The sequence below is a fragment of the Serratia sp. JSRIV006 genome (assembly GCF_019968685.1).
Lineage (GTDB): Bacteria > Pseudomonadota > Gammaproteobacteria > Enterobacterales > Enterobacteriaceae > Chania > Chania fonticola_B.
The window spans coordinates 4,189,449-4,215,346 of the sequence record NZ_CP074137.1 but is presented as its reverse complement, the minus strand read 5'-3'; the positions used below and the strand labels follow the sequence as shown (position 1 = coordinate 4,215,346).

Below are 25,898 nucleotides of genomic sequence, written 5' to 3'. Positions count from 1 at the left end.
GCGTGATGAGAGCTATTGAACCTTCTGTACCAACCGCTCCGCTGCCAAAACCTTAATATTTATTTCAAGGGTTGTGAGTATTACCTCCCAACCTCGCAAATTCAGTCTGGGAGTCAACAACATGACTATCGATTTACAACGGCTTCAACAGGTGGCATCGAATGCCTATGCGCAGTATTCCACATTGAGTGGTGGCGAGAATGCCAGCTATATCCCTTTTTTAGCGAGCGTGCCAAGCCATTTAGCCGCCTTGGCGATTGTGACCGTCGACGGGGATATCATTTCTCAGGGCGATGCGGAGTTCCGCTTTGCGCTGGAGTCAATTTCAAAAGTGTGCTCGCTAGCCTTGGCGTTGGAAGATGTTGGCCCACAAGACGTACAGGACAAGATTGGTGCCGATCCCACCGGCTTGCCCTTTAACTCGGTGATTGCTCTGGAGCTACATAAAGGTAAACCCCTCTCGCCGCTGGTGAATGCCGGGGCAATGTCAACGGTGAGCTTAGTCAAAGCGAGTGACCGTGAAAACCGCTGGTTGCGCATTCTTGATATGCAACAGCAGTTAGCGGGTGCACAAATCGCACTCTCTGACGAGGTGAATGATTCAGAGCAATCGACCAACTTCCATAACCGTGCGATCGCCTGGTTACTCTATAGCGCCGATGCGATGTACTGCGATCCCATGGAAGCCTGCGATGTTTATACCCGCCAATGTTCAACGCTGCTTAATACCATTGAATTGGCTACGATGGGGGCGACAATTGCCGCTGGTGGTATCAACCCCGTCAGCAAAAAGCGAGTGCTGACAGAATCTAACACCCCCTTTATTTTGGCAGAAATGACGATGGAAGGGATGTATGGCAGTTCAGGCGATTGGGCCTATACCGTGGGTTTACCGGGTAAAAGTGGTGTTGGAGGCGGTATCTTGACCGTGGTGCCCGGCGTAATGGGGATTGCTGCGTTCTCACCTCCTCTTGATCCCGTTGGTAACAGCGTGCGTGGGCAAAAAATGGTTGCGGCTGTTGCCCAGCAAATGGGATATAACCTTTATCGGAGTCGTTAATCATGAACAGGCCGCTAGTTCCTAAGGGCCTGCATAAAACAGGTAACCGCTGCAATCCATGGCAGGCTTTATGCAGGTCTGTTGTGAAAGTCACACCGCCGCAGGGAAGGCTATTTTTTTACTATTCCGGAAATATCATTGGTATTGATCAGATGATAGTCGCCGTTCATGCCGGTATAGCTGGTCATACCGCTACTGCGGTCAGTGTCCGGTTCGCCGTGGGCCTGTAGGATATCGCCATATTTAGTCGTGATAATGTAGTCACTGGTGCAACCCGCCAGTGCCAGTGTCAGGACAATGAGAGGCAGAAAAGTCGGTTTTTTCATTGGTCAACAGGCTCTTTTCATTTTAACTGCCTCATATTACAGACGAAGTGGCCCGAGATGCAAAGGCAACCTTGTTACACTTTAGCGCGTTTGGGTTTCAAAGATATCCGTCGGCAAATGGGTGTAGTCCACCTTCTTGAGCTTAAAGTTGGTGATATAGACGGGGCCGGCTTTTTGCTCGGAAAGAAACGAGTATTTCGGCGTTAGCTCTTTGGTTTTAATCCCGGTCCACGAGGCGAAAAAGGTCAGGAAGTCATTGGCTGAACGAGGGGCTTTAATCAGGCGGTGTGCGGTGTCATCGCTGGAAAGCACCATAAAGGGGACCTGAAAATTTTGCTGAAACTGATCATCGTGCGCCAGATATTGCACCTGGGTACCGCGCTCTTTAAACGCCAGACCGTGATCGGAGAAGTAGACCATTGAGAAACTTTCCCCGGTGTCGCGTAACTGCTGATAGAGCTGTTTCAGCAGGTTGTCCGTTTGCGTCATGGTGTAAAGATAGCAGGAGGTCTCTTTGGATTGCACAAAGTCCGCGTATTTCCCCTGAGTCCGGTCGCAGGCTTGCGGATGTGAACCCATCAGGTGCAAGACGATCAACTGCGGGTTAGTGCTGCGTGGGGCGGCAAAAACCTGGGCGGTCATCTTGAGCAGCGTTTCATCATGGGTGTTCTTATCCGCTTCAAAATCACCGTTTTTCAGGAACTGCACTTCATCGGCACGTTTGGCAATGCTGGCGATAGCGGTGTCATATTCACCAATTTGGCCTTGGTTGGAGAACCACCAGGTCTGAAAACCTGCACGATTGGCCAACGTGACGAAGTTATCCTGATACTGCGGTTTGCCGTTAATGACACGGGTTAACGTTAAGCCGAGCGATTTCTGTGTTGAGCCGCTGGCCGCAATATAGTTAAGCAACAGCGTACCGTTTACGTGGCTGGCGAAGGGGGTATTGTCCCAGTGCCCACCAAACGCACCTAAGGCATCTCGCCGCGCGCTTTCGCCGATCACTACCATGTAGATATGATATTTCGGTTTCACCGCCAGCACGTTCCAAGAATCTTTCAGCTGTGAAAACGCCTGCATACGGGCTTTTTCATCAATCACTTCCTGGTTATTGGCGATCACATCTCTGACGAAACGAAACACGGGATAACCAGAGTCGGTCAATTTAAACACGCCACCGTACGCCAGATTCTGTACTGGCGTGACAAAAAAGCAGACCACGCTGATGGTGAGACATAAGCTCTGGAGGGTGTTCCAAGCGCCTTTCGGGGTTGGCTTACGGCGCAACGCGATAATGCCCAGTGCCAGAATAAACAGGGACACCAAATAGCTGTACCACGGAAAGATGGTCAATATCTCGCTGGACTCCTCCACCGTGGTCGAGTGTAACGCCAGCAGGGTATTAAAATTGGGCGAGCCATAGGCCTGAGAAAATGGGAAATACAGGGCGGCGATGAGGCTACACAGCCCGATCACGCTCTTTTGCAGGCGCGGGCTGAGGCGCCACAGCAGCAGTAACACACAGCTAAACGCCACGGCATACAGCAGACTAAATGGATAGCCGAGGGCGAAGTTGATCAGCAGCGACTGCAGGAAGTAAAAGCCTGTCCACGGGGTTAGGGTGACGTCACGTGCTGCCAGGGTATCTTTAACCGTTGAGTTCATGTTTACCGAAAGTTATCAAATGCCGTGTGGTAACTCTGACAAGAAAAGAGTCATAAATCCGTTTGGTTGACGGAAAGGGGAGGAGGGATAGACCGCATCCAGCGAGCCGCAACATGTACCCGGATGCGAGAAGATAGAGCCGAATGAAAACAAGATCAACTGATAATTAGCGGCTGTTTTGAGAGGTTGATTGCATATCGCGACAGTCGCCTATATCTGGCTATATTGACGCGGGGCGGAAATATCCTCGGACGAGGAGTGTTCAATCAGCTCGAATAACTCGATCCGCTCATCATCGGTCAAATCCCGCCATTCGCCCAGCGGTAACCCTTGCAGAGTGATATTCATAATACGCTGGCGCTCAAGTTTGGTGACATGATAACCAAAATATTTGCACATACGGCGGATTTGGCGGTTAAGCCCCTGCACCAGCGTGATGCGAAACATCTGCGGGGCTTCTTGCTCCACCAGGCATTGTTGAGTCACCGTATCCAGTATGGGTACGCCTGCGCCCATGCCCTGAATAAACTCATCCGTCACCGGTTTGTTGACGGTGACCAGGTACTCTTTTTGATGATTATTGCCAGCACGGAGGATCTTATTGAACAGTTCGCCATCATTGGTCAGGAAAATCAGCCCCTGAGAGTCCTTATCCAGCCGCCCGATGGGAAAGATGCGCCTATTGTGATTAACGTAATCACCGATGTTATCCCGCACGTGCTTTCCCATGCTGGTGATGATACCAACCGGCTTGTTCAGCGCGATTAGCACCAGATCGGCCGCATCGCGCGGTTCGATCGGCTGGCCGTTAATTTTGACCACATCCCCGACCAATACTTGAGCGCCCAAGGAGGCTAACTTGTCGTTGATGAAAACCTTGCCTTGCTTGATGTGGCGGTCGGCAGAGCGACGAGAACAAATGCCGCTGTCGCTAATGTATTTGTTAAGGCGGATAGATGAGTGAGTGAGCATGGTTTCCCCGTTAAACGCGAACTATACATTATCTGGGGGAGACGGCGTCTCCTTTTTATTTTTTGACGCTATCGCGTGATTGACCTCACTGGCCACAGCCTCAATAATGGCAAACGTCGACTCGGGGTGCCCTTAGGGGCTGAGAAATTACCCGTATTACCTGATCTGGATTATACCAGCGTAGGGATGTCGCGGTATCTCAACCGGTACCCGCCTTCTTGAACGCCGGTTGGGAGCGCTATGTTTACTCGACCTGATGTGTTACCCGGCACCCGTGCCGCGGCCTGTTTTAACCAATTTAAACGCCAACCTCCATTGATCCACTGCCTGACCAACGAAGTGGTGCAAGAGCTGACGGCCAACGTGCTGCTGGCGCTTGGTGCTTCACCGGCGATGGTAGTGGAACCGGAAGAGGCCGCGCAGTTCAGCCGCGTTGCTGATGCGCTGTTGATCAATATCGGCACCCTGCACGCTTCGCGGGCAGAGTCGATGTTAGCCGCCATCGAGGCTGCCAATCGTGCTGAACAGCCCTGGTTACTGGATCCGGTTGCCGTTGGGGGATTGGAATATCGCGCTACCTTCGCCCGCCGTTTGCTCACCCTGCGGCCAGCGGCGATCCGTGGCAACGCGTCGGAAATCATTGCCTTGAGCGGCCTACAGACCAGCGCCCGTGGCGTAGATAGCCAGGATGACTCGCTGGTGGCGTTACCCGCAGCACGCGTATTGGCACGTAATTGCGGGGCCATTGTGGTCGTCACCGGTGAGACAGACTATATCACCGATGGTGAACGAGATTGGGCCGTCACGGGTGGTGATGTATTAATGACGCGCGTAGTGGGAACGGGCTGCGCGCTTTCGGCCGTCGTGGCAGCATTTTGCAGTTTGCCGGGCGATCGGCTGGATAACGTTGCCACCGCTTGTCGGGTGATGGCGCTATGTGGCGAAAGGGCCGCGGCGCAGTGTTCTGGCCCTGGCAGCTTTACTGCCGCCTTCCTGGATGCCCTCTACCAACTGCGGATGGAGGATCTGCTATGAAACGGATTAACGCTCTCACCATCGCTGGCACCGATCCTAGCGGCGGAGCCGGTATTCAGGCCGATCTGAAAGCCTTCTCCGCGTTGGGGGCCTATGGCACCAGCGTAATCACCGCGCTGGTGGCGCAGAACACCCGTGGCGTGCAGTCGGTATATCATATCGAACCGGCATTTGTGGCCGCCCAGTTGGATTCGGTACTCAGCGATGTGCGTATCGACAGCGCTAAAATCGGCATGCTGGCTAACGCCGACATTGTGCAGGCGGTGGCCGAGCGCCTACGCCATTACAGGCTGCCTTATGTGGTGCTGGATACGGTGATGCTGGCTAAAAGTGGTGACCCGCTGCTGGCACCGGAAGCGGTGGAGTCCATCCGCCGTGAGCTAATGCCGTTGGTTTCCATTATCACGCCGAACTTGCCAGAGGCGGCGGCTTTGCTGGCCTGTGCTCCGGCGCAAAACGAATCACAAATGCGCGAGCAGGGCCAGGCGTTATTAGCGATGGGCTGTCAGGCGGTGTTGATGAAGGGGGGCCACCTAAGTGAAGAGGAAAGCCCAGATTGGCTATTTATCCCCGGCTTTGAGCAGCGCTTTAGTGCGCCGCGCATAGCGACCAGGCACACGCACGGCACCGGTTGCACCTTATCTGCGGCACTGGCTGCCCTGCGCCCGCGCCACCCAAATTGGGCTGATACCGTGGCTGCGGCAAAAAACTACCTGCAACAGGCCTTACAGCAGGCCGATAGCCTGGAGGTAGGGCAGGGTATTGGGCCGGTGCATCATTTCCATGCCTGGTGGTGAGCCAACTTTTCCACTAGCCGATGCTAGTTGGTCAATTGCTTGATATTTTCCACCGAGCCCTCCATGATCGGGAACCAGGCCCAATGCGGCTCAGGCTGATTGATTTGTGAAAATAAAGGGAAGCAAGATGGCTGGTTATCAACCACCTTATACCATTACGCCAGCTATCCTGAATCGAGTGATTGAGGTGGGGGAGCTATTGGGGCATTGGGCCGCGCAGGCTGGGCAATCTTCACCTTTGTTACGCAAAGAGAACCGTATCCGCACCATTCAGGCCTCATTGGCCATTGAGCATAATAGCCTGTCTACTGAGCAGGTGACTGCGATCATGGAAGGTAAGCGGGTGTTGGCACCGGCAAAAGATATTCAGGAAGTCCGTAACGCCATCCTTACCTATGAAAAATTGCCAAGCTGGCAAAGCCATCGGCTTGAGGATTTGTTGGCGGCACATGGTTTATTAATGGGAGGGCTGGTCGATGCTCCGGGGCAGCTACGCAGCGGCAATGTTGGGGTATATCGAGATAAACAACTTATCCATATGGCGCCACCTGCCAATCAACTATCGCGTTTGGTTGGCGATCTGTTGGCGTGGTTAAAGCACACCGATATTCATCCACTGATCGCCAGCTCTATCTTTCACTATGAGTTCGAATTTATTCATCCGTTTGCCGATGGCAATGGGCGAATGGGGCGTTTATGGCAAACGTTGATCCTCAGTGAGTGGCGTTCAGAGTTGGCATGGCTACCGGTTGAAACCCTGATCCATAATCAACAGCAGGACTATTACCGAGTCCTGGGAGTCTGTGATAGGGCTAGCGATTGCACCGCATTTATTGACTTCATGCTGGAGAAACTGGTGGCGGCATTAGCCGAAGGTATTGGCGAGCAGAAGGGGAAGTCTGCCACAATGTCGGAAGAAATGTCGGAAGAAATGTCGGAAGAAATGTCGGAAGAAATGTCGGAAGAAATGTCGGAAGAAATGTCGGAAGAAAATTTACTACCGCTGAGTCGAACGACTGAACGCATCTTGGCCATTATTGCTGCCAATCCCTCCGTCACCATTGCCCAATTGGCGGAAACATTGGCGATGAGCAGCCGTACCATTGAGCGAAGCCTCAAGGTGCTCCAGGAAGGAAAGCGGCTAATCAGGGTTGGGGCAACCAAAAAAGGATATTGGCAGGTAGTCTGACGAAAACGCTGAGCCAACTTTCCCGTTTAATTGTGGTCTGAGCTACTTGGAGCTACGCTTTTGATTTACCGAGGGAGGAGACCATGATAGGAAAAAAGAGGTTGTTGGGAGCCTTGGTTGCGACCCTGCTTGGATTTAGCACCGGCAGTTTTGCCGAACAGATTATCACTGCCTCAGATCTGATCCAGCAGCCGGGCTACCAAACCAGTTGGAAAAATATGGTGAAGGGGCAGGCACAGTTACCGGGTTGGGCGCGTAAAGGGATCGGCACTTCCACGCCAGCTGAAACCGTCACCTGGCAAGGGCAAAGCTACCAAATCGGTAACATCTGCAAGCCGCATGACTGCGCCAATAACTTTATGATTGTGGCTTTTAAAGCCGACAAGTCCCAGGCTTGGGGCGTGCGGGTTGAAGTGCCCAATAAGCCGCAGGCCATCGACCATCCGAAGAAATACGCCAAATATCAATGGCTGGGTAAACCGGATGATCAGATGAAAGCGTTGCTGAAGAAACAGTTTGAGGGCAATCCAGACTGGAAGTAACGCTGCTGAGGGGGAAAGCTACGCGCCAAGGTAGTAGTTAAGCGGGCGTAGCATGCTACGCCCCCTACGTGATATCAGCCGATCCCGGCCTGATGCAGGTCGTGCAGGTTGATTGCACCTACCAGTACGCCATCGATATCCACCACCGGAGCCGCGCTGATGTGCTGTTCGTGCAGCGCTTCCAGGGCTTCCCCGGCACGCCACTGTTCTGGCAAGCGGTAGCCGGGGCGAGTGATCGCCGGGCTGAGGCCGTCATTGAGGCTATTACCCTTCACCAACCAGCGGCGCAGGTCACCGTCGGTAAATACGCCCACCACTTTTTGCTGTGCATCGCATACGGCTACCAGGCCTAGCCCGGTACGGCTCAACTCCAGCATGGCTTCCATTACGTTGGCGCTTTCTTGCACCATCGGCAGGCGATCGCCGGTACGCATCAAGTGATGGACGCGATTGAGCAGGCGAGCACCCAGGCTGCCACCTGGATGGGAACGGGCAAAATCTTCGGCATTAAAACCGCGCTGGCGCATCAGGGCCATCGCTAATGCATCCCCCATCATCAGCGTAGTCACTCCGCTGGAAGTGGGTGCCAGGCCCATCGGGCAAGCTTCACGTTCAACGCTGATATCCAACGTACAGGCAGCACCCAGTGCCAGCGGCGACTCTTTGCCACCTGTCATGGCAATCACGGGGATCTTGCTCTCTGCCAGCAGCGGCAGGATCAGATCCAGCTCTTTGGCGCGGCCTGAATAGGAGATAAAGATCACCACATCATCGGCGCCGATCATCCCCAAATCGCCATGCAAGGCTTCCGCCGGATGGACGAAAAACGACGGGGTGCCAGTGCTGGCCAATGAAGCGGCAATCTTCTTGCCGATATGGCCGGATTTACCAATACCGGAAATAACCGCCTTGCCACGGCAGTTGAGCAGCAGTTCACAGGCTTGGACAAAGTTGTCATCCAGGCGTGTCAGCAGGCGCTGCGCTTCGGTCAGCTCAATTTCCAGCGTTTCACGGGCAAAGTTGAGCAGGGCAGTGGCGTTACTCATCAAGGGGGTCTCCTACCAGAATGATATTGATACCTTTAGCCTGTAGCGCAGCCAGGTAATCCGGGTTGATGCCGTTATCGGTGATCAGGGTATCCACAACGCTCAGATCGCACACCACGTTGGGGCTTTTGCGGCCAAACTTCGAGGAATCGACCAGCAACACAATACGGCTGGCGGCTTCACACATCGCCTTGCTGACATTATGCACTTCATTAAAGGTGGTGACACCCGCATTGAGGTCGACACCGTCGGCCCCAATAAACAGCTTATCGAAGCTGAACTGCTGAAATGCCGACTCCGCCAGGCTGCCGTGAAAGGAGGCAGATTTTTTACGGTAGGTGCCACCGGGCATCAGGATGGTTTGATCGTTATCCAGTTCCACCAGCGCGTTAACGATAGTCAGGCTGTTGGTCATCACGGTGATGTTATTGAACTGCGCCAGATGTGGCACCATCTGCAATACCGTACTGCCTGCGTCAAAGATCAGCGAATCACCATCATCGATCAGCTTGATGGCGGCATAGGCGATCTGCCGTTTCTTTTCGGTGTTGATATGGGTTTTACGATCGATGGGCTGATCGCCATCGTCACGGCTAAGCACCACGCCGCCATAGGTGCGGATCACCTCGCCTTCTTCTTCCAGCAAGGTGAGATCTTTACGGATGGTAGTGCCGGTCGTGGAAAAATGCTCTGCCAGGGCATCCACTGCCGTTTTGCCATGCCGCTGCAAGTATTCGAGGATAGCGGCTTGCCGCTGCTTTGGTTTCATAGAGATCCCTGTTCACAAGAGTTGACCATTCCTCTCGGTGAGATAGTTCACTATGAAAGGTAATGTCTTTTAATGTGAAAATATCATGATTTCGGTGCGATCGCTAACGATAGTGCAGTTTGGCATGCCCGATCCTCAGGGAAGATCACATCTGGGCAGAGTTGTTGTTGGTGCATGCCATGTAACTGCGTGAGCTGTTTCGGCTGGGCGAAGATGGTCAGGCCGCGCATCAGCATGCTGCCACATACCCGCTGTTGGGCGTCAAACGCTAGCGCCAATACCACGCGGGGTTTGAACCGGCCCCCAGAGCGGCCAACGCCCACGGTGCCCAATTGGCATAGGCTCTCGAACGCGCGGTTAAAGCGCTGTAGCTGCCACCAACCCAGGGCGATTTGCAGCAGCCAGGCGATAACGGCGAAGGTAATGAGTGCGCTGGTCATACGGTTGTTCTCCTGTGTGAAAATAAAGGGAGAGAGTCCGGCGATCGACCCCTCACCCTAACCCTCTCCCACAGGGAGAGGGGACCGAATGTGCTACAACGTTATTCCTGTATTTAACCACGGCACGGTATCAAAATATGGGGTTAGCGTTCTTCAGATATAGTCCTATACCTGACTATGACACCGTACTGGCACCCTCTCCCTGTGGGAGAGGGTGGGGGTGAGGGGCTGTTAGATACATATTTAGTTAGCCCTTATTCCAAGCCCGTAAATCAGAACATCACCTGCCCGCCGGTAATGTTGATCGACTGGCCGGTGCAGTAAGAGGCTTTGTCGCTGGCATAAAACAGCAGCGTGTTCAGCACGTCCTGGTAGTCACAGCCGCGTTTCAGCGGCACCTTATCGGTGTAATATTTCTCAACTTCTTCCGGCTTGATGCCCAGCTTCTGTGCATATTGCGGCAATAGCGACTGGAACATCGGCGACTTCAACAGGTTACCGAGCATCAGGGAGTGCACGGTGATACCGTAATCGGCCAGATCGAGCGCCAGCGACTGCGTCAATCCAACGCCACCGAACTTGGCGGCGCTGTAGCCGGAATTATGCTTGCTGCCGACCTTGCCGGATTTAGAGTTGATTTGAATGATGCGCCCGGCGATACCGTCGCGGATCATCAGGCGAGAGAACTCGCGGGCACACAGGAAATAACCCACCAGGTTCACCTGCAAGGAGCGGTCAAAATCCCCCAGTGGGAAATCGGTGATCGGCGCGGCTTTGGCAATCCCGGCGCTGTACACCAACAGGTTGGTCTGACCGAAAGCCCGGTCAACCGCACTAGCCAGCGCGATAACGCTGGCCTCATCGGTGGCATCGGCCTGGAAACCGATGGCGCGATCGGCCCCGAACTCCTGATTGATTTGCTGTGCCACCAGATTGGCGTTGTCGGCATTCAAATCGGCGACCGCAACGCGATAACCCGCTTCAGCCAGGCCATGACACAGGAAAGCCCCCAACGTTTGGCCACCGCCAATCACTACAGCTACTTCAGACATGATCTACTCCTTATGCGATAAATTTCAGTGTGCTGCCTAACGGGATATCAGCGGGCGTGCTGCCTGTTACGTGGATCGTGCCAGGGAATTCGGCCTGAGTTTCTCCATCAAAACGTACGGTGATATGGCCCAGTTCGCGTAGGTTCTGGGTGGCAACCTCTCCGACAGCGGTGATGGGGTAGCGCCGATCGCCAAGCTCCATCACGCCCCCGGTTTGTAATTCACCGGCGGTCTCGCCGTGCTGGTGGATGAAGCAGTACTCTTCAATATCTGCCGGTGCGCCTTCGCGGAAGGTGATCAGCATATTGTCCAGCAGTGCGTCACGGGCGCAGCCGCCAATCTGGGTGATAGTGGTCTGGAAAATGGTGCTCATGGTTTTCCTCCGGGCAATTTATTGATAGATAAAGGCCGATGCGGCCCAAGCGATCAGGACCGTCGGTGCGCCAGTGAGGAAGCGCCCAACCAGTACCGAAGGGACGCCGACACGCACCGTATCCTGCTTGGCCTCTGCCAGGGACAGACCCACCGGGATAAAGTCACAGGCGGCCTGGGCGTTAATGGCGAACAGCGCCGGGAGTGCCAGCTGAGGGGGAATATGGCCAAGACCAATCTGTACGCCCACCAGCACGCCGATGACCTGAGCGATGACGGCGCCAGGGCCGAGGAACGGTGAAAGCAGGGGGAAGGAACAGATCAGCGCCAACGTCACCAAACCGATTGGGCTGTTGGCCAGCGGCGTCAGGCCGTGGGCGATAAAGTCACCCAGACCCGAGGCCATGATGATGCCGATCAGTGCCGAGACGAAGGCCATAAACGGCAGAATGGTTTTCAACACGGTATCGATGGTGTCACGTCCGGCCTGGAAAAACACCGCGACAACTGACCCCATACCCATCCCGACTTTTGCCAACAGGCCATCGCTCTGTTCGGTGATTTTTTTGCTGGTATCGTAATCACGAACCTTTGGTTGTGGCTGTTTTTCGCTGGGCGGAGGAGTTTCAGACCCTTGTGCAACGTCAATCAGGCTGATGTTGTTTTCCCGTACGCCGGAAACGTAAATATCCTCCAGAATAAACTGCGCCAGCGGGCCAGAACGGCCAGTTGAATGAATATTGATGGTCGGGATGCGGCGTTTAGGGTAGATGCCACAACGCAACGTCCCCCCACAGTCAATAATCGCCAGACCAATCTCTTCCGCCGGTGGTTCGCCTTCTTTGAAACCGTCTACCGCAGGCCAGCCGGTTAAATCGCTGAGTTTGTCGACGATCACCGGGCGGGTACCGGCGGTGATATAGACGATTTTCTTACCTGGCTCGATAGGTAACTGTAGTGGGCCACCCCAGCCGCCAGCACCTTTCTCAATACGGATATAAGCACTCATGCTGCGCTCCACAAATTAAAGTTGAACCTGGCGATCCAGTTGGATGCCCATCTTGCGTTCAAATATGCTGGTGGTGAGATCGGTGATCCAACCGCGGAAGAAGTTGGTGAACAGCCCAACCAGGAAGTAACTCACTGCCAGAGGAGCCAACGGCAGGCCAAGCGTGGTCAAACCGCTGGCAATGCCGAGGTAAACGAACAGTTCGCCAGGGTTGATATGGGGGAACAGGCCGTTCATGGAGTGGCAACTGTAGGAGGCTGCGGCGTAATAACTGGGTTTATATTTCTCTGGCATAAAACGTCCGAGACTCAACGTCATCGGATTACAAAACACAAAGGTGCCGATCAGGGGGAGTAGCAGGTAGCGTGAAACCGGGTTACCGGCACAGCGCTGTGCCAAACGTTCGATACGTTCCTGGCCAACAAAGTTGATCAACGCGTTCATGATAACTAACAGGCTGATCAACAACGGTAAAATGCCGGTCACCATACCGACAAACACTTCCCCGCCTTTTTGGAACAGGCCGATGAACCATTCGGCTCCGTGGGTTATTAGCTCAATCATTTTTTTCTCCTGTGATGGATGCTATGGCCTGGAGCGAAGTGCGGCTCTGTCGCCATGGGTCATACAGTAACCACTTTGGTTCGGCTTTTGTTTTAAATGGATCACACTTTGAAAGATAAATATTTTATTGTGAAAGATAAAAATGAAAGAAAAGAAATTAATAATGAAGGAAGAGAGGGGTTAGGACATGAAAAAGGCCCAGCAGAGCTGAGCCTCGAAGACTAATAATTTGATAAATAACGATTAAGCGATGGTGACGCTGTTGTCGAGATAGGTGTCCTGCACGGCATTGATCAGGGCGATGCCATCCTTCATCGATTTCTTGAACGCTTTACGCCCCAGGATCAGGCCCATCCCGCCAGCCCGTTTATTGATCACGGCGGTACGCACTGACTCTTGCAGGTCGTTTTCCCCTGCGGCGCCGCCAGAGTTAATCAAACCGGCGCGGCCCATGTAGCAGTTTGCCAACTGGTAGCGCACCAGATCGATAGGGTGATCGGTGGTCAGCTTGTCATAGACGCGATCGTCGGTATAACCGAATTTCACTGCACGGTAGCCGCCGTTGTTCTCGGCCATTTTCTGTTTAACGATATCGGCACCGATGGTGGCCGCAATGTGGTTGGCTTGGCCGGTCAGATCGGCGCTGGAATGATAATCGACGCCATCCTTGTTGAACGCAGGGTTACGTAGATAGGCCCACAATACGGTCACCATGCCCAGTTCGTGAGCGCGCTCAAAGGCGATCGAGATCTCTTCAATCTGGCGGCGTGACTGCTCGGAACCGAAGTAAATGGTTGCACCAACCGCCACCGCCCCCATATTGAACGCCTGCTCAACGCTGGCATACAGGGTCTGGTCGTATTGCGTTGGATAGCTCAGGGTTTCGTTGTGGTTCAGCTTGACCAGGAACGGGATCTTGTGGGCGTAGCGGCGGGAGACCGAAGCCAGCACGCCGTAAGTGGATGCCACGCAGTTACATCCGGCTTCGATCGCCAGCTCAACGATATTTTTTGGATCAAAATAGAGTGGGTTGGCGGCAAACGAGGCACCGGCAGAGTGCTCCACGCCCTGATCGACCGGCAGGATCGATAGATAACCGGTGCCCGCCAGGCGGCCATGGTTCAGCAAGGTTTGCATTGAGCGTAGCACGCTGTTTGGGCGGTTGTTGTCGATCATCACCCGGTCAACAAAGTCGCCACCGGGCAGGTACAGATTTTCCGCAGGGATGGTGGTGCAGCGGTGTTGCAAAAGGTCTTCCGCTTCCTTACCTAACAATTGTGCAATATCCGTCATGATTCACTCCCGTTAAAGCTTCCTATACACCGGTAACTCTGGGTATTTGGCCACCGGCGTAGTCAAAAGCGGTGATTGAAGCTATGCAAAGATACTAATCAAAACCTGATGGTGCGAAGAGACAATAGATGCGATTGAGAAGAAATGCTATTTAGAAGGCAAAATTTGCGAGTGAGCGCTTGTTGATGGCGTCCCCTTTCCTGGTCGGAGAGGGGAACAGTTTTTACTCGGCTTCAAACCAGTCGGTATTTTGCAGAGCAATCGGGGTGATCGAATAGATCATCTCCTGCAAATGCTCATGAATAGCCAGCTCCGCCGCATCCGGATCCTGGGCTTTCAGCGCCGCAAAAATACGGTAATGCTGGTGGATCAGATTCTCCGGCGGTGACACTTCGCTCAGGCTGAGGAAGCGCACCCGATCCATCGTCGCTTTGATGGTCTCGATGGTTTCCCACGCCAGAGCACAGTTGGCCATTTGCGTCAGCAGATGGTGGAATTCATCGTCCAGCGCCAAAAACTCGCGGATCTGATTATTCTGTGCCGCCAGCTCCTGGCGATGCAGGTTATGCTCCAGCGTCATCAACTGCTCGGGGGTGATGGTGGTGGCAACTCGCCGCACGATGGCGCATTCCACCGCCTGACGGATAAAGCGCCCGTCAGCCACTCGTTTGGCGGAAATTTTCATCACGAAGGTCCCGCGCTGCGGCAAGATCTGCACCAGCCCCGCTTCAGCCAGTTTGATAAAGGCTTCGCGCACCGGTTGGCGTGAAACGCTGAAACGGGTGGAGATCTCTTTCTCGGAAAGCAACGTGCCCGGAGGGATGGTGCAATCGACGATATCTTTGCGCAGGAAACGATAGATCTGCTGATTGACCGGGACATTATTCGTGAGGACGTACGATTCTGACATGGCGACAATCAATATATGAGAGTAGTAGTGAATGCCACCATACTAGCAGATTAACCCGTGAAAGAGGGCGGATAAATCCACCCGCATTCTCTGCTTTTCTATTAGCGCGCCAGCACCCTTGCCACCGTCGCTTTAGCTCCCCGCGCCAACAGCGCCAGATAAGCACTGGTCACGGCATTGACGAAGCGTTGGTTATCCGGCAGGTCGCGTCCGAATACCGAGGTCATTTGCAGTAACGCCATCACGCGAGGCTCACCTTCAGCACTGTTGGCGACGCGCCGGGCAATTTCCTCACGCAATGGATCGCTGATGTCGATCGGTTGACCCTGTTCGTCCTTACCGCCGACGTAACGCATCCAGCCCGCTACGCCCAGCGCCAGACAGTCAAAATCACTGCCGTTGGCCAGGTGCCAGCGCACCGAATCCAGCATGCGCTGCGGCAGCTTTTGCGTGCCGTCCATGGCGATCTGCCAGGTGCGGTGCTTCAACGCCGTATTACGATAGCGTGCCAGCAGGGAATCGGCGTATTTCTCCAGATCGGTTCCCGGCGTGTTCAGCGTCGGGGCTTGCTCAGCCAGCATCAGATGGCGGGCGGCCTTGACGTAATGCTCATCCTGCATACAGTCACTGATGTGTGGGTAACCGGCTAAATAACCCAGATAGGCCAGGAACGAGTGGCTGCCGTTCAGCATACGCAGCTTCATCTCTTCGAACGGCAACACATCGCTGACCAGTTCGGCACCGGCTTGTTCCCATGCCGGGCGGCCCGCGACAAAATTGTCCTCAATCACCCATTGGCGGAACGGCTCGCAGGCCACGGCTGCCGGATCCTGCACGCCGGTTTGCTGTGCGACCTGGGCCAGGGTGTCTGGCGTCACGGCTGGCACGATGCGATCGACCATGGTGGAAGGGAAGGTGACGTGGGTTTCGATCCACGTTGCCAACGCCGGATCGAGCGCTTTGGCATAGGTGGTGATCACGTTGCGGGTCACATGGCCGTTTTCCGGCATATTGTCGCAAGACATCACGCTGAATGCAGATTGCTCGGCAGCTTTACGTTGTGCCAAGGCTGCGACGATGACCCCCACTGCGCTTTGTGGGTGATGTGGATTAGCCAGATCCCGCACAATCAATGGATGATCTAGCTGCAACTGGCCGGTGGCAGGAGAATGACAGTAGCCTTTTTCGGTGATGGTCATGGACACAATAGCCACTTCTGGCTGGGCCAGGGCCTGGAACACGGCGTCCAGCCCGTCGATTTGCGCATGCAGAGCCTGTTTTACTACGCCCACCACTCGGCATTGCCAGGCATCGGCTGACATCTCTGCCACGCTGTAGAGCATATCTTGCTGTTTGAGATCGGCGATTTGCTGTTCGCCGCCGATCAGGTTGATTTCGCAGTACCCCCAGTCGCTGCCGTGTTCCTGTGCCAGAATATCGGCGTATACCGCCTGGTGGGCCCGATGAAAGGCACCAAAGCCCAGATGAACCAGGCGCGAAACCAGTTTGCTACGATCGTACTGCGGAACAATGGCGTTGGCTGCTAACAGCTTGGTATCCATGTTAAAACTCACTGTGTGATGGTTTGATTGCCGCAGAACCTTTTCTGCGGCAGAGGATTGAAGAGGGATTAATGACTGCTGACGCGCTGGGCTATCGGTAGCGCTGGGCTTTCTGCGGCATCTTCCGCCAGGCTCAGGTCGCGATCTCTGACTTCTGGCATCAATATCGCTGCCAGCAAGCCGATAACGGAGTACAGGATCATCATGGCGGCGATTGGCCACCAGGAGTCGGTCATATTGCAGAAGATACCGGCCAATACCGGGCCGAAGCCGACCGCCACCAAACCACCGGCCTCTTTGGAGATCGCCATGCGGGTAAAGCGGTTACGTGAACCAAACATTTCCGCCATGGTGATGTTTTCCAGCGCAAACAGGCCCAGCACTGCGACGTTATGGATAATAATGATCGAGGCCATAATCACGTTCACCTCATTGGTCTTGTCCACAATCATCGAAATCATGGGGTAAGCCAGAATGATGGCGGAGATATTGACCAGGATATAAGGTATCCGCCGGCCTATCTTGTCGGAGAGCCAGCCAAGGAACGGGATGGTAATAAAACCGATGGCGGAGCTGATCATCAAGGCGTCGGTTGGGATAGCCTTCTCAAACAGCAGGGTTTGCACCAGATAACCAGCCAGGAAGGTCTGTATCAGACCGGAGTTGCCTGCCTGGCCAAAACGCAGCCCGGTAGCCAGCCAGAAGGATTTGCTACTGAACATTGCCGACAGCGAATGGGTCTTGTCAGCCACGGCGTGAGCCGGTGTTGCGCTGGTGCTGTCGTCGTTAACTTTTTCAAACACCGGGCTTTCTTTCAGGTTCATACGCAGCCAGATGGCAAACAGCATGACGACCACGCTGGCCAGGAAAGGCACGCGCCAGCCCCAGGCCAGCAGTTCTTCTTTCGACAGGAAGAAGAACATGACGGCCCAGATGGCGGTCGCCGACAGCGTGCCGCAGTTGGTGCCCATGGCTACCAGTGAGGAGATAATCCCGCGTTTACCCTTAGGCGCATATTCTGCCAGCATGGTTCCGGCTCCGGAAATTTCCGCACCTGCTCCCAACCCTTGAATAATACGCAGTAACACCAGTAACAAAGGGGCGAAAATACCGATTTGCGCATAGGTTGGCAGCACGCCGATTAAGGTGGTGCAGATCCCCATCATGGTAATGGTAATAAACAGCACCCTTTTACGGCCGATGGTATCCCCCATGCGTCCAAAGAAGAAGGCACCCGCAATACGGGCGATATAACCCGCGCCGTAGGTTCCCATCGCCAAGATTAACGCCATGGCGGCGGACTGTTCCGGGAAAAATATTTCATGGAAAACTAATGCTGCACCTAGTGAATAAAGCTGAAAATCCATAAATTCCAATGCGGTACCAAGCCAGCCGGAAACGGCCGCCTTGATCAGGTCCGAGGTACTTCTTTCCGGCTGAGTGTTGTCAATTTTTGCGTTCATCATTGTTCTGTTCTCTGCAAATTGTTGTTGTAAGGACGGCAAAGATGAGGTTCAGAAGCCCCTGTTTCCTTCCAGCTACAGCAGGCCGTAGCTGGAAAGTCGTCAGGTCAGAATTTCAGTAAAACCTTACAGCACTGCTTTTGGTCTTTTTCGAAGATCTCCATCGCGTCAAGTACTTGCGTAAACGTAAACTGATGGGTGATCAGTTTCTCTGGTTGGATCTGGCGTTGCGTCATCCAGGCAATCACCTGCGGGAAGCGGTTGCTGTTAAGGCGTGAGCTGTAAATCGAGATCTCTTTACTGGTAATGGCTTGCTGGCTGATCACGCAGGGTTCGGCAGAGAAGCCCATAATGCCAATGCGTGCGGCGGGAGAAGCCAAGCCGATTGCCTCCGGCAGAATAGCCGGGTGGCAGGCAGCATCGATGATCAGCGTTGGCCGAATGCCGAGTTTTTGTAACTCGCTGGCCAAATCAAGATGGCTGTTGTTGATCACTATGTCCGCGCCATTGGCGGTAGCCATAGCCAGACGTTCATCGATACGATCGGCCACCACAATCTGTTTTACGCCGTAAACGCCGCTCAGCGCCTGAATGGAGGTTAGGCCCATCGGTCCGGCACCATACACCAAGGCCACATCTAACGGGCCAGGTTGCAGTTGGCTACAGATGTTGGCAGCAATGGTGAAGGGTTCGACCATCGTGGCTTCGTCGTCTGGAATGCTGTCCGGTACTAGATGGGCATTTTTGGCCGGTAGCGTCACAAATTCGCTGAACCCGCCGTCACGGTGCACCCCGATGACCTGCAGTTCGGTGCAGACGTTTGGTCTGCCCACCGAGCAGGGATAGCAATGGCCGCAACTGACAACCGGATCGCCCACTACGCGTTCTCCGATGCGTGACGGGTCGACACCTTCGCCGATAGCATCGATATGGCCAAAGAACTCATGGCCGATCACGCGCGGGTATTTGGCAAACGGATTATGGCCCCGATAGATATGCACGTCGGAACCGCAGATCCCGGCACTAGCCACACGGATCCGGACTTCACCTTGCTGCGGCGATGGCAATGGGCGTTCTTCGATCACCAATTGCCCTGGCTGTTGAACAGTAATGCTTTTCATAGAAATTCCTCGGTTTACCAGTTCCACAGGGTGCCGTCTTCCAGGCGCGCTACCGGCAGGTAGGCTGGATCGTAGGGATATTTGGCAGCCAGTTTTTCGTCAAACTCGATGCCCAACCCTGGTTTTTCGCCCGGATGCATGTAGCCGTTGTCGAACGTCCAGTTATGTGGGAACACCTCCAGCATCTGTTCGGAGTAGCCCATATATTCCTGCACGCCGAAGTTCGGCACCCACAGGTCAAAGTGCAACGCCGCCGCCATGCAGATTGGCGAGAGATCGGAAGGGCCGTGTGAGCCGGTACGTACCTGATACAGTGAAGCGAAATCGGCGATACGGCGCATGCCGGTGATGCCCCCGGCGTGGGTGATGGTGGTACGGATGTAATCGATCAGTTGCTCTTCTATCAGCTGTTTGCAATCCCAGATGCTGTTGAACACCTCACCGACCGCAATCGGGGTCACGGTATGTTGGCGGATCAGGCGGAAGCACTCCTGGTTTTCGGCCGGGGTAGGATCTTCCATCCAGAACAGGCGATATTGCTCAACGCTTTTGCCAAAGCGGGCCGCTTCGATCGGCGTCAGGCGGTGATGCATATCGTGCAGCAGGTGTTCGTCAAAACCGAATTTGTCACGCACGGCTGCAAAAAGTTTCGGGGTGAAGTCGAGGTATTTCTCGGTTGACCACAGCTGCTCTTCCGGCCAGTTACCTTTGGTCGCAGGCTCATACGCCAGGCCTTTGCCCTTGGCCATGCCGTAGGTGGTTTTCATGCCTGGGACGCCGCATTGTGCGCGGATTGCCTTGAAGCCCAGCTCCTTGTGCTTGGCATAATCGTCCAGCACTTCGTCAATCGAGTGGCCGGTGGTATGGCAATACACCATGACGCCGGTACGTGAAGCGCCACCCAGCAACTGGTACAGCGGCATATTGGCCGCTTTGGCTTTGATATCCCACAATGCCGTGTCCACTGCAGAGATGGCCGACATGGTCACCGGGCCACGGCGCCAGTAAGCACCTTTGTAGAAGTACTGCCAGATATCTTCAATTTGATGAGCATCGCGGCCGATCAACTGCGGGCAGACGTGATCTTCCAGATAAGACGCGACCGGCAGTTCGCGGCCGTTCAGGGTTGCATCGCCGATCCCGGTTAGCCCGCAGTCGGTAGTGATCTTCAGGGTGACGAAATTTCTCCCTGGGCAGGTGACAAACACCTCGGCTTTAACAATTTTCATGACTTCCACATCCTGTTGTTGCTGATAACGTATGGGCGGAAATTAACCTTGAACTGACTACCATACAAGTATGATTTGTGAGAATTGCCGCTGGAGATCACAGTTATGGGTGGATCGCAGACGTGGGGTGGTGGTTTTATCTTGAGGTAAAAAGAGGGATGTGGGTTCGCAGGCGTGTTCACGAACGGGAGTTAATTTGTAGCACCAGCCCCTCACCCCAACCCTCTCCCACAGGGAGAGGGAGCTGATTCGGTGATGCGGTCAGGTGCGGATGATAATTTGTAACTTGGTAACCCCATCAATTAGTTGGGGTTTTTTACGATGCTGCTGTTGAGCGTAGGAGCTAATTTGTAGCACATACTGTCCCCTCTCCCTGTGGGAGAGGGTTAGGGTGAGGGGCGTTACGCCGGGCTAAAGCTTGCTCGATCTGAGCACGTGGCTTATTTGCTTATCCCAGCAGATCGCAATTTGGCGGTAAGCGGCACTTGATAGCATCAGGCAGCACCTCAATGCGGAAATCACGACCTTTCAGCGGTTCGCCATCAAGGTTAAAGGTGATTTCATGCGGCGCGGTGATTTCCAGCCATGGCAATGAGGCATCAACTACGTTGCTGTTTTCCTCGCCGCTGAACAAGATATTGACCAGCGTAGGAAGCAACTCTTCGGCGGTGAGCAGGCGCACCTGCAATAAACCATCGTTGATCAACGCGCCAGGGCAAAGTTTCTGCCCACCTCCGGCCTGCCTACCGTTGCCGATACCGATCACCAGCGCTTCTCCGGCCCAATGGAAATCTGGCCCACGGATCTCGCAGCTGTCGGCTTTCAGCGCATCCAGGCGCAGCAGGCCGTGAATGAAATAGGAAACGCCCCCCAGCGCAGCCTTCAGTTTTTCTGGGGTTTCGGTGGTAATGCGGGTGCCAAAGCCGCCGGTCGCCATATTGATGAAATAGCGCTCGTCATTGACCTTGGCCAGATCGATCGGCACCGCTCGGCCCTTGATGGCTAACTGCAAGGCCAAATCTGGTTGTAAGGAAATAGAGCAGGCGGTAGCAAAGTCGTTGGCGGTGCCCAGCGGCAGTATGCCGAGTATTGGGCGAAACTCTGCGGGCAGTTGTGCCAATGCGGCAGCGACCTCGTTGATGGTACCGTCGCCACCCCCGGCGATCACGGTTTCAACCCTCAGTTGGCTAGCCTCTTTGACGTAACGAGCGGCATCCCCCAGTTCCCAGGTGACGCGGACATGCAGGGTCTGGCCCTCATGGCGCAGCAGGTTCACCGCTGCGCGAACTTCCTCGTTGCCGGAGCTTTTACCATTGATGATAAGCAGTGCTGGTGCATATTGGTGCATTCCTGATCCTTATGGCGAAAAACGAATCGGCTGTCAAACGGTGGCCAGGTGGGGCTTCCCAGTAGTTTGAACCCTATACCAAGCCATTAACGATAAACCACAATCCGGTAGCGGGCCATAAGAATATTCAGGTAATGCCGCGTTTGGCTGCTACAGGGTATTTATATAATCAATGCCCAATGGGGGGAAATACCTTTCTTTCACGCAAGTTAAGCGTTGGTATTAACGACCTTATTAATCGCTATAGAATAATTTATATATTGCAGGGAAAATGATAATCCGCTTGGCGCAATGCAAGAAATATCCTAAAAAAACCAATGAAATTTTCAGCTGATTGAAATTTAAGGGGATAAAAAAGAAAAGGCCAACCCAAGGGAGATTGGGCTGGCTAAGGAGGTGGTTCCTAGTATTGCTATGCAAATATTTTCGTTATTAGTTTTAAGCAGCATGATAATAACCAAGCTGCGCGCTAATTGATGTGATCTGATTCTAATATTTGCCAAAAATTGCCACCCAGGTGGGTGGCGATAAACATCTTAACCGTTCTGGCTATCGTCCTGCGGCAAATTGCGGATCAACAACGCATAATTGAGGTCGATATCCTCGGGGATCGGCAAATAAACGATATGGCCGTTGCCCGGAGCGACATCGATCGTCTCGCCCTTCTTGTTCTGCAGGCTTTCCAGGGTAAACAACACGTTACCCCCTGGCGTCATCATCTCTACGCTGTCACCGACCAGGAATTTATTTTTTACATCCACTTCTGCCCAGCCGTTACGGCGCACCCCGGTAAATTCTCCGACAAACTGCTGCAGTTCGGAAATGGAGGAACCGTAATCATAGTTCTGGTGGGCATCATGCGTATGGCGGCGCAGGAAACCTTCGGTATAGCCACGATGAGCCAGGCCTTCCAGCGTGGTTAGCAGGCTTGGGTCGAAGGGCTTACCGGCAACGGCGTCGTCAATGGCACGGCGATAAACCTGTGCGGTACGGGCGCAGTAATAAAACGACTTGGTACGGCCTTCAATCTTCAGCGAATGTACGCCCAACTGGGTGAGTCGCTCTACGTGCTGGATGGCACGCAGATCTTTTGAGTTCATGATGTAGGTGCCGTGCTCGTCCTCAAACGCGCTCATGTACTCGCCGGGTTTCTGCGCTTCGGAAAGCATAAAGACTTTATCGGTTGGTGCGCCAATGCCCAGCGTCGGCTCAACGTTTTGCACCGCGATAGGCTCATGCAGATGCACGATGCTGCCGGTATCGTCTTCCTTGCCTTCTTCTGCCTTGTACTGCCAGCGGCAGGCATTGGTGCAGGTGCCTTGGTTGGGATCGCGTTTGTTGATGTAACCGGAAAGCAGGCAGCGGCCGGAATAGGCCATGCACAGTGCGCCATGCACGAAGATCTCCAGCTCCATTTCTGGTACCTGGCTACGGATTTCCGCCACTTCATCCAGCGACAGCTCGCGGGAAAGGATCACCCGCGTCAAGCCCATCTGCTGCCAGAACTTCACCGTTGCCCAGTTGACCGCGTTAGCCTGCACCGAGAGGTGAATGTCCATCTGCGGGAAGGCTTCGCGCACCATCATGATCAAACCGGGGTCGGACATGATTAGCGCGTCCGGGCCCATGTCGATCACCGGTTTCAGGTCACGCAGGAAGGTTTTCAGTTTGGCGTTGTGTGGCGCGATGTTAACCACCACGTAGAACCTTTTGCCTAGCGCATGGGCTTCGTTAATCCCGAGCTGCAGGTTCTCGTGGTTAAATTCGTTATTACGTACCCGCAGGCTGTAACGCGGCTGGCCGGCGTAAACCGCATCGGCCCCATAGGCAAAGGCGTAACGCATGTTTTTCAGCGTTCCCGCCGGGGAGAGGAGTTCTGGTGTAAACATAGTGATTCTCGGTCTGATTTCAGGTCAGCACCGCGCCACCCAATGGCGCAGTGAAAGCGGGGGATTGTAGCGGCAGCCCGCCAAGAAATCAGCAATTAACCGGAAATTTTCAAGGGAGATTGATCTTCATCATCAGAAAAACCGCGCGGTAGTGGATACCGCGCGCAGGCCGGATGAGATTTATACGCTTAAATCACGCACGTCTGTGGTTGGGCCATTCTTGATCACCGACTGAATCCCGCCTTTCGCTGCGCTATCCGAGCTGTACATCTGGCTGGTGCCAATCACCTGATGGTTTTTGGCTTTCAGCACGAAATAGGGTTTGTTGTTGCTGCTGATTTTCACTTCAAACTGCGCCTCATGAGGCGAATTGGTTTGCACGGACGCAATCCCGTTTTCCGCCGAGGCTTTGCTGGCATACATCTCGCTGGAGAGAATGATCTCGCCATTGCTGGCCTTCAGGTTGAAGTGATATTGCCCGTTGCTCGATTTTGTCAGCTCATAATGTCCGCTTGCCATGGTCCTGCTCCTGATTAGTGCCAATAAGAGAGATAAGTGTAGCTAATGTCTCAGCAAGCGTTTTTTTAACGGTGAAGTAATGCGTACCAGTGCACAGAAATGGGTGGCTTGTTGTATTCGTTGCCAGGTTGGGCTGGAGGGAGGTTGCCCCTGGTTACATTGGCGATTGCGTAGCGGTTCGCATCGTTGGCATAAAACGTTAGGAGGCAGATGATTTTGCTACGTTGAGAGGATAGGGTGGCTGATATCCGCATTCCTTATGCGAACAAAAAACAGGCAGCTTGGCCTTGGCATCCACTCAAAATAGGCATATGCTTTGGCCTATGCCAGCGTGAGGAGGTGCAATATGGAAAGAGTCGCCAAGCTTTTTAAAAACGGTAGAAATCAGGCGGTGAGATTGCCAGTGGAATTCGAATTCGATGTCGATCAGGTTTATATTCGCCGGGATGAACAGGGTAACGTTATCTTGTCGAAGCATCCAATGAAATTGGACTCCTGGCAACCGCTACTGACCATGCTGCAAAACGTGGCGGTTCCTGCTGACTTCCTGACTGCTGACGATCGCCAGCAAGGGGTAGCAGAACGGGATCCGTTCAAGGAGGAACAGTAAGTCATGTATATGTTCGACACTAACACGGTGAGCCAGCTTTTTCGTCAACATCCCCGGCTGCTTGCGGCTATGGGCCGGGTACCGCCATCGTCGGTGTGTATTTCCAGCATAACCCAGGCGGAACTGCTTTATGGTGTCGCCAAGCGGCAGAACAAGGCGCTAAAACAGACGGTGATGATGTTCCTGGACGCCGTCACCGTTTACTCCTGGGACTCTGCGGCGGCGCATTGCTATGGTGTCATGCGCGCAAGTATGGAAAAACAAGGCAGACCGATGGGGGCGTTGGATCAGCTTATTGCCGCACATGCGGTAAGCCGTGGCGCAACCATAGTGACCAGCGATCGGGCTTTCACTATGGTCGCGGAGCTTGAGGTGGAAGACTGGACGCTGTAAGCGTCACAGCCCATTGACCAGCCTACACTGTTCGGCTTCCCAGCGGTAGCCCACCCCGTAGACCGAACGGATAAACGCCTTGTCGCCGTCGATCAGCTCCAGCTTGCGGCGCAGGTTCTTGATATGGCTATCGATGGTACGGTCTGTCACCACCCGGTAATCGTCGTACAGATTGTTCAGCAGCTGTTCGCGTGAAAACACGTTGCCCGGCTGGCAGGCCAGGGTTTTCAGCAGGCGGAATTCCGCCGGAGTCAGATCCAGGATATGGCCCTGATAGCTGGCCTGAAAGCGTGGCTCATCAATTTGCAACAGTGAATCATCATCGCTATGTTCCTGGGGCCGATAGCAACGGCGCAGGATGGTTTTCACCCTGGCAACCACTTCGCGCGGGCTGTAAGGCTTGCAGATGTAGTCATCCGCCCCGATCTCCAGCCCCAGCAGGCGGTCGATCTCCTCGATTTTGGCGGTCACCATGATGACGGGGATATCGGTAAAACGGCGTAGCTCACGGCAAACGGTTAAGCCATCGCAGCCTGGCAGCATCAAATCCAGCAAAATAAGCGCCGGTGGATGTTCATGCACCGCCGGGATCACCTCGCTGCCGTTGCTCAGCCAGCGGGTGGCGTAGCCAGCAGCCTGCAGATAATCTACCAACAGTTGGCCCAGCTTGGGTTCATCTTCCACAATCAAGATTTGTAGTGGCTGATTTTGGTTTTCCAT

At 54.1% G+C, this 25,898-nt stretch carries 27 protein-coding genes and 1 riboswitch; of the genes, 7 read left to right on the top strand and 20 right to left on the bottom strand.

Annotated features, from left to right (window positions below; translation table 11 throughout):
- Positions 1–121: 121 nt before the first annotated feature.
- Positions 122–1,060, top strand: a complete 939-nt coding sequence (glsA, locus tag KGP16_RS19530) for a glutaminase A (RefSeq protein ID WP_059201509.1) — start codon at positions 122–124, stop codon at positions 1,058–1,060.
- A 110-nt stretch (positions 1,061–1,170) separates the two neighbouring features.
- Here the strand turns inward: glsA and KGP16_RS19525 are convergent, their stop codons facing one another.
- The 3 genes from KGP16_RS19525 to rluF all read right to left on the bottom strand — a co-directional run bounded on the left by KGP16_RS19525 (position 1,171) and on the right by rluF (position 4,026).
- The gene (locus tag KGP16_RS19525) at positions 1,171–1,386 is read right to left on the bottom strand and encodes a YgdI/YgdR family lipoprotein (RefSeq protein ID WP_021178824.1); all 216 of its coding nucleotides are present in this window, start codon (positions 1,384–1,386) and stop codon (positions 1,171–1,173) included.
- 81 nt (positions 1,387–1,467) lie between these two features.
- Positions 1,468–3,054, bottom strand: coding sequence for a phosphoethanolamine transferase (locus KGP16_RS19520; protein WP_059201508.1), 1,587 nt, complete (start codon positions 3,052–3,054; stop codon positions 1,468–1,470).
- A gap of 210 nt (positions 3,055–3,264) precedes the next feature.
- The gene (gene rluF, locus KGP16_RS19515; protein ID WP_223500218.1) at positions 3,265–4,026 is read right to left on the bottom strand and encodes a 23S rRNA pseudouridine(2604) synthase RluF; all 762 of its coding nucleotides are present in this window, start codon (positions 4,024–4,026) and stop codon (positions 3,265–3,267) included.
- 112 nt (positions 4,027–4,138) lie between these two features.
- Positions 4,139–4,230: riboswitch (TPP riboswitch) on the top strand.
- Positions 4,231–4,266: 36 nt separating this feature from the next.
- On the opposite strand from rluF, the gene thiM reads away from it, so the two are divergent.
- The 4 genes from thiM to KGP16_RS19495 all read left to right on the top strand — a co-directional run bounded on the left by thiM (position 4,267) and on the right by KGP16_RS19495 (position 7,589).
- A complete protein-coding gene (thiM, locus tag KGP16_RS19510; protein WP_223500217.1) occupies positions 4,267–5,061 on the top strand; it encodes a hydroxyethylthiazole kinase in 795 nt (264 codons plus the stop codon).
- On the top strand, positions 5,058–5,858 hold the full coding sequence (gene thiD, locus KGP16_RS19505; protein WP_223500216.1) for a bifunctional hydroxymethylpyrimidine kinase/phosphomethylpyrimidine kinase: 801 nt from the start codon (positions 5,058–5,060) through the stop codon (positions 5,856–5,858). The genes thiM and thiD overlap by 4 nt, the downstream gene beginning before the upstream one ends.
- Before the next feature lie 127 nt (positions 5,859–5,985).
- The gene (locus tag KGP16_RS19500; RefSeq protein WP_223500215.1) at positions 5,986–7,047 is read left to right on the top strand and encodes a Fic family protein; all 1,062 of its coding nucleotides are present in this window, start codon (positions 5,986–5,988) and stop codon (positions 7,045–7,047) included.
- 83 nt (positions 7,048–7,130) lie between these two features.
- Complete coding sequence (locus KGP16_RS19495) at positions 7,131–7,589, top strand: inhibitor of vertebrate lysozyme family protein (protein ID WP_094982774.1); 459 nt, start codon at positions 7,131–7,133, stop codon at positions 7,587–7,589.
- A 74-nt stretch (positions 7,590–7,663) separates the two neighbouring features.
- Here KGP16_RS19495 and gutQ read toward each other — a convergent pair whose 3' ends face one another.
- The 16 genes from gutQ to KGP16_RS19415 form a co-directional block, all read right to left on the bottom strand.
- On the bottom strand, positions 7,664–8,635 hold the full coding sequence (gene gutQ, locus KGP16_RS19490) for an arabinose-5-phosphate isomerase GutQ (protein WP_021807154.1): 972 nt from the start codon (positions 8,633–8,635) through the stop codon (positions 7,664–7,666).
- The gene (locus KGP16_RS19485) at positions 8,628–9,404 is read right to left on the bottom strand and encodes a DNA-binding transcriptional repressor (protein WP_021178807.1); all 777 of its coding nucleotides are present in this window, start codon (positions 9,402–9,404) and stop codon (positions 8,628–8,630) included. The genes gutQ and KGP16_RS19485 overlap by 8 nt, the downstream gene beginning before the upstream one ends.
- Positions 9,405–9,487: 83 nt before the next feature.
- On the bottom strand, positions 9,488–9,844 hold the full coding sequence (gutM, locus tag KGP16_RS19480; RefSeq protein ID WP_021807153.1) for a transcriptional regulator GutM: 357 nt from the start codon (positions 9,842–9,844) through the stop codon (positions 9,488–9,490).
- A gap of 272 nt (positions 9,845–10,116) precedes the next feature.
- A complete protein-coding gene (srlD, locus tag KGP16_RS19475; protein ID WP_024527024.1) occupies positions 10,117–10,896 on the bottom strand; it encodes a sorbitol-6-phosphate dehydrogenase in 780 nt (259 codons plus the stop codon).
- Between the two features lie 10 nt (positions 10,897–10,906).
- Positions 10,907–11,269: a PTS glucitol/sorbitol transporter subunit IIA gene (gene srlB / locus KGP16_RS19470; RefSeq protein WP_021178804.1), complete on the bottom strand. Its 363-nt coding sequence runs from the start codon at positions 11,267–11,269 to the stop codon at positions 10,907–10,909.
- 18 nt (positions 11,270–11,287) lie between these two features.
- Positions 11,288–12,277, bottom strand: coding sequence for a PTS glucitol/sorbitol transporter subunit IIB (locus tag KGP16_RS19465; protein ID WP_223500214.1), 990 nt, complete (start codon positions 12,275–12,277; stop codon positions 11,288–11,290).
- Between the two features lie 15 nt (positions 12,278–12,292).
- Positions 12,293–12,841 (bottom strand): PTS glucitol/sorbitol transporter subunit IIC, encoded by a 549-nt coding sequence (locus KGP16_RS19460; protein ID WP_021807150.1) that lies wholly within the window; start codon positions 12,839–12,841, stop codon positions 12,293–12,295.
- Between the two features lie 243 nt (positions 12,842–13,084).
- Positions 13,085–14,134: a class I fructose-bisphosphate aldolase gene (gene fbaB, locus KGP16_RS19455; RefSeq protein WP_021178801.1), complete on the bottom strand. Its 1,050-nt coding sequence runs from the start codon at positions 14,132–14,134 to the stop codon at positions 13,085–13,087.
- Positions 14,135–14,357: 223 nt separating this feature from the next.
- Positions 14,358–15,044 carry a GntR family transcriptional regulator gene (locus KGP16_RS19450; protein ID WP_021807148.1) on the bottom strand — a complete coding sequence of 229 codons (687 nt, stop codon included), beginning with the start codon at positions 15,042–15,044 and terminating at the stop codon, positions 14,358–14,360.
- 101 nt (positions 15,045–15,145) lie between these two features.
- Positions 15,146–16,606, bottom strand: coding sequence for a mannitol dehydrogenase family protein (locus KGP16_RS19445; protein WP_223498191.1), 1,461 nt, complete (start codon positions 16,604–16,606; stop codon positions 15,146–15,148).
- A gap of 68 nt (positions 16,607–16,674) precedes the next feature.
- Complete coding sequence (locus KGP16_RS19440; protein ID WP_179252139.1) at positions 16,675–18,069, bottom strand: MFS transporter; 1,395 nt, start codon at positions 18,067–18,069, stop codon at positions 16,675–16,677.
- Between the two features lie 107 nt (positions 18,070–18,176).
- On the bottom strand, positions 18,177–19,190 hold the full coding sequence (locus KGP16_RS19435; protein ID WP_223500212.1) for a Zn-dependent oxidoreductase: 1,014 nt from the start codon (positions 19,188–19,190) through the stop codon (positions 18,177–18,179).
- A 14-nt stretch (positions 19,191–19,204) separates the two neighbouring features.
- Positions 19,205–20,419, bottom strand: a complete 1,215-nt coding sequence (gene manD / locus KGP16_RS19430; protein WP_021178796.1) for a D-mannonate dehydratase ManD — start codon at positions 20,417–20,419, stop codon at positions 19,205–19,207.
- 448 nt (positions 20,420–20,867) lie between these two features.
- Positions 20,868–21,767, bottom strand: a complete 900-nt coding sequence (yegS, locus tag KGP16_RS19425) for a lipid kinase YegS (protein ID WP_223500211.1) — start codon at positions 21,765–21,767, stop codon at positions 20,868–20,870.
- A 536-nt stretch (positions 21,768–22,303) separates the two neighbouring features.
- The gene (gene yegQ, locus KGP16_RS19420; RefSeq protein ID WP_021178794.1) at positions 22,304–23,656 is read right to left on the bottom strand and encodes a tRNA 5-hydroxyuridine modification protein YegQ; all 1,353 of its coding nucleotides are present in this window, start codon (positions 23,654–23,656) and stop codon (positions 22,304–22,306) included.
- A gap of 180 nt (positions 23,657–23,836) precedes the next feature.
- Positions 23,837–24,175: a YegP family protein gene (locus tag KGP16_RS19415; RefSeq protein WP_021178793.1), complete on the bottom strand. Its 339-nt coding sequence runs from the start codon at positions 24,173–24,175 to the stop codon at positions 23,837–23,839.
- A gap of 346 nt (positions 24,176–24,521) precedes the next feature.
- Here KGP16_RS19415 and KGP16_RS19410 point away from each other — a divergent pair, with 346 nt between their 5' ends.
- Together KGP16_RS19410 and KGP16_RS19405 are read left to right on the top strand one after the other, a co-directional pair.
- The gene (locus tag KGP16_RS19410; RefSeq protein ID WP_021178792.1) at positions 24,522–24,785 is read left to right on the top strand and encodes an antitoxin; all 264 of its coding nucleotides are present in this window, start codon (positions 24,522–24,524) and stop codon (positions 24,783–24,785) included.
- A gap of 3 nt (positions 24,786–24,788) precedes the next feature.
- Entirely contained in the window at positions 24,789–25,178 is a 390-nt protein-coding gene (locus tag KGP16_RS19405; RefSeq protein WP_021807143.1) for a type II toxin-antitoxin system VapC family toxin, read from the top strand.
- Between the two features lie 3 nt (positions 25,179–25,181).
- Here the strand turns inward: KGP16_RS19405 and baeR are convergent, their stop codons facing one another.
- A complete protein-coding gene (gene baeR / locus KGP16_RS19400; RefSeq protein ID WP_021807142.1) occupies positions 25,182–25,898 on the bottom strand; it encodes a two-component system response regulator BaeR in 717 nt (238 codons plus the stop codon).

Bases quoted from the DNA above. Each gene is read 5' to 3' on its own strand.
- thiD (WP_223500216.1), top strand. From the start codon at position 5,058: ATGAAACGGATTAACGCTCTCACCATCGCTGGCACCGATCCTAGCGGC.
- srlD (WP_024527024.1), bottom strand. From the start codon at position 10,896: ATGTCTGAAGTAGCTGTAGTGATTGGCGGTGGCCAAACGTTGGGGGCT.
- rluF (WP_223500218.1), bottom strand. From the start codon at position 4,026: ATGCTCACTCACTCATCTATCCGCCTTAACAAATACATTAGCGACAGC.
- KGP16_RS19495 (WP_094982774.1), top strand. From the start codon at position 7,131: ATGATAGGAAAAAAGAGGTTGTTGGGAGCCTTGGTTGCGACCCTGCTT.
- KGP16_RS19460 (WP_021807150.1), bottom strand. From the start codon at position 12,841: ATGATTGAGCTAATAACCCACGGAGCCGAATGGTTCATCGGCCTGTTC.
- gutQ (WP_021807154.1), bottom strand. From the start codon at position 8,635: ATGAGTAACGCCACTGCCCTGCTCAACTTTGCCCGTGAAACGCTGGAA.
- yegQ (WP_021178794.1), bottom strand. From the start codon at position 23,656: ATGTTTACACCAGAACTCCTCTCCCCGGCGGGAACGCTGAAAAACATG.
- KGP16_RS19485 (WP_021178807.1), bottom strand. From the start codon at position 9,404: ATGAAACCAAAGCAGCGGCAAGCCGCTATCCTCGAATACTTGCAGCGG.
- KGP16_RS19465 (WP_223500214.1), bottom strand. From the start codon at position 12,277: ATGAGTGCTTATATCCGTATTGAGAAAGGTGCTGGCGGCTGGGGTGGC.
- glsA (WP_059201509.1), top strand. From the start codon at position 122: ATGACTATCGATTTACAACGGCTTCAACAGGTGGCATCGAATGCCTAT.
- KGP16_RS19450 (WP_021807148.1), bottom strand. From the start codon at position 15,044: ATGTCAGAATCGTACGTCCTCACGAATAATGTCCCGGTCAATCAGCAG.
- baeR (WP_021807142.1), bottom strand. From the start codon at position 25,898: ATGGAAAACCAAAATCAGCCACTACAAATCTTGATTGTGGAAGATGAA.
- KGP16_RS19440 (WP_179252139.1), bottom strand. From the start codon at position 18,069: ATGAACGCAAAAATTGACAACACTCAGCCGGAAAGAAGTACCTCGGAC.
- KGP16_RS19500 (WP_223500215.1), top strand. From the start codon at position 5,986: ATGGCTGGTTATCAACCACCTTATACCATTACGCCAGCTATCCTGAAT.
- KGP16_RS19410 (WP_021178792.1), top strand. From the start codon at position 24,522: ATGGAAAGAGTCGCCAAGCTTTTTAAAAACGGTAGAAATCAGGCGGTG.
- manD (WP_021178796.1), bottom strand. From the start codon at position 20,419: ATGAAAATTGTTAAAGCCGAGGTGTTTGTCACCTGCCCAGGGAGAAAT.
- KGP16_RS19445 (WP_223498191.1), bottom strand. From the start codon at position 16,606: ATGGATACCAAGCTGTTAGCAGCCAACGCCATTGTTCCGCAGTACGAT.
- KGP16_RS19525 (WP_021178824.1), bottom strand. From the start codon at position 1,386: ATGAAAAAACCGACTTTTCTGCCTCTCATTGTCCTGACACTGGCACTG.
- KGP16_RS19415 (WP_021178793.1), bottom strand. From the start codon at position 24,175: ATGGCAAGCGGACATTATGAGCTGACAAAATCGAGCAACGGGCAATAT.
- srlB (WP_021178804.1), bottom strand. From the start codon at position 11,269: ATGAGCACCATTTTCCAGACCACTATCACCCAGATTGGCGGCTGCGCC.
- gutM (WP_021807153.1), bottom strand. From the start codon at position 9,844: ATGACCAGCGCACTCATTACCTTCGCCGTTATCGCCTGGCTGCTGCAA.
- yegS (WP_223500211.1), bottom strand. From the start codon at position 21,767: ATGCACCAATATGCACCAGCACTGCTTATCATCAATGGTAAAAGCTCC.
- KGP16_RS19405 (WP_021807143.1), top strand. From the start codon at position 24,789: ATGTATATGTTCGACACTAACACGGTGAGCCAGCTTTTTCGTCAACAT.
- fbaB (WP_021178801.1), bottom strand. From the start codon at position 14,134: ATGACGGATATTGCACAATTGTTAGGTAAGGAAGCGGAAGACCTTTTG.
- KGP16_RS19435 (WP_223500212.1), bottom strand. From the start codon at position 19,190: ATGAAAAGCATTACTGTTCAACAGCCAGGGCAATTGGTGATCGAAGAA.
- thiM (WP_223500217.1), top strand. From the start codon at position 4,267: ATGTTTACTCGACCTGATGTGTTACCCGGCACCCGTGCCGCGGCCTGT.
- KGP16_RS19520 (WP_059201508.1), bottom strand. From the start codon at position 3,054: ATGAACTCAACGGTTAAAGATACCCTGGCAGCACGTGACGTCACCCTA.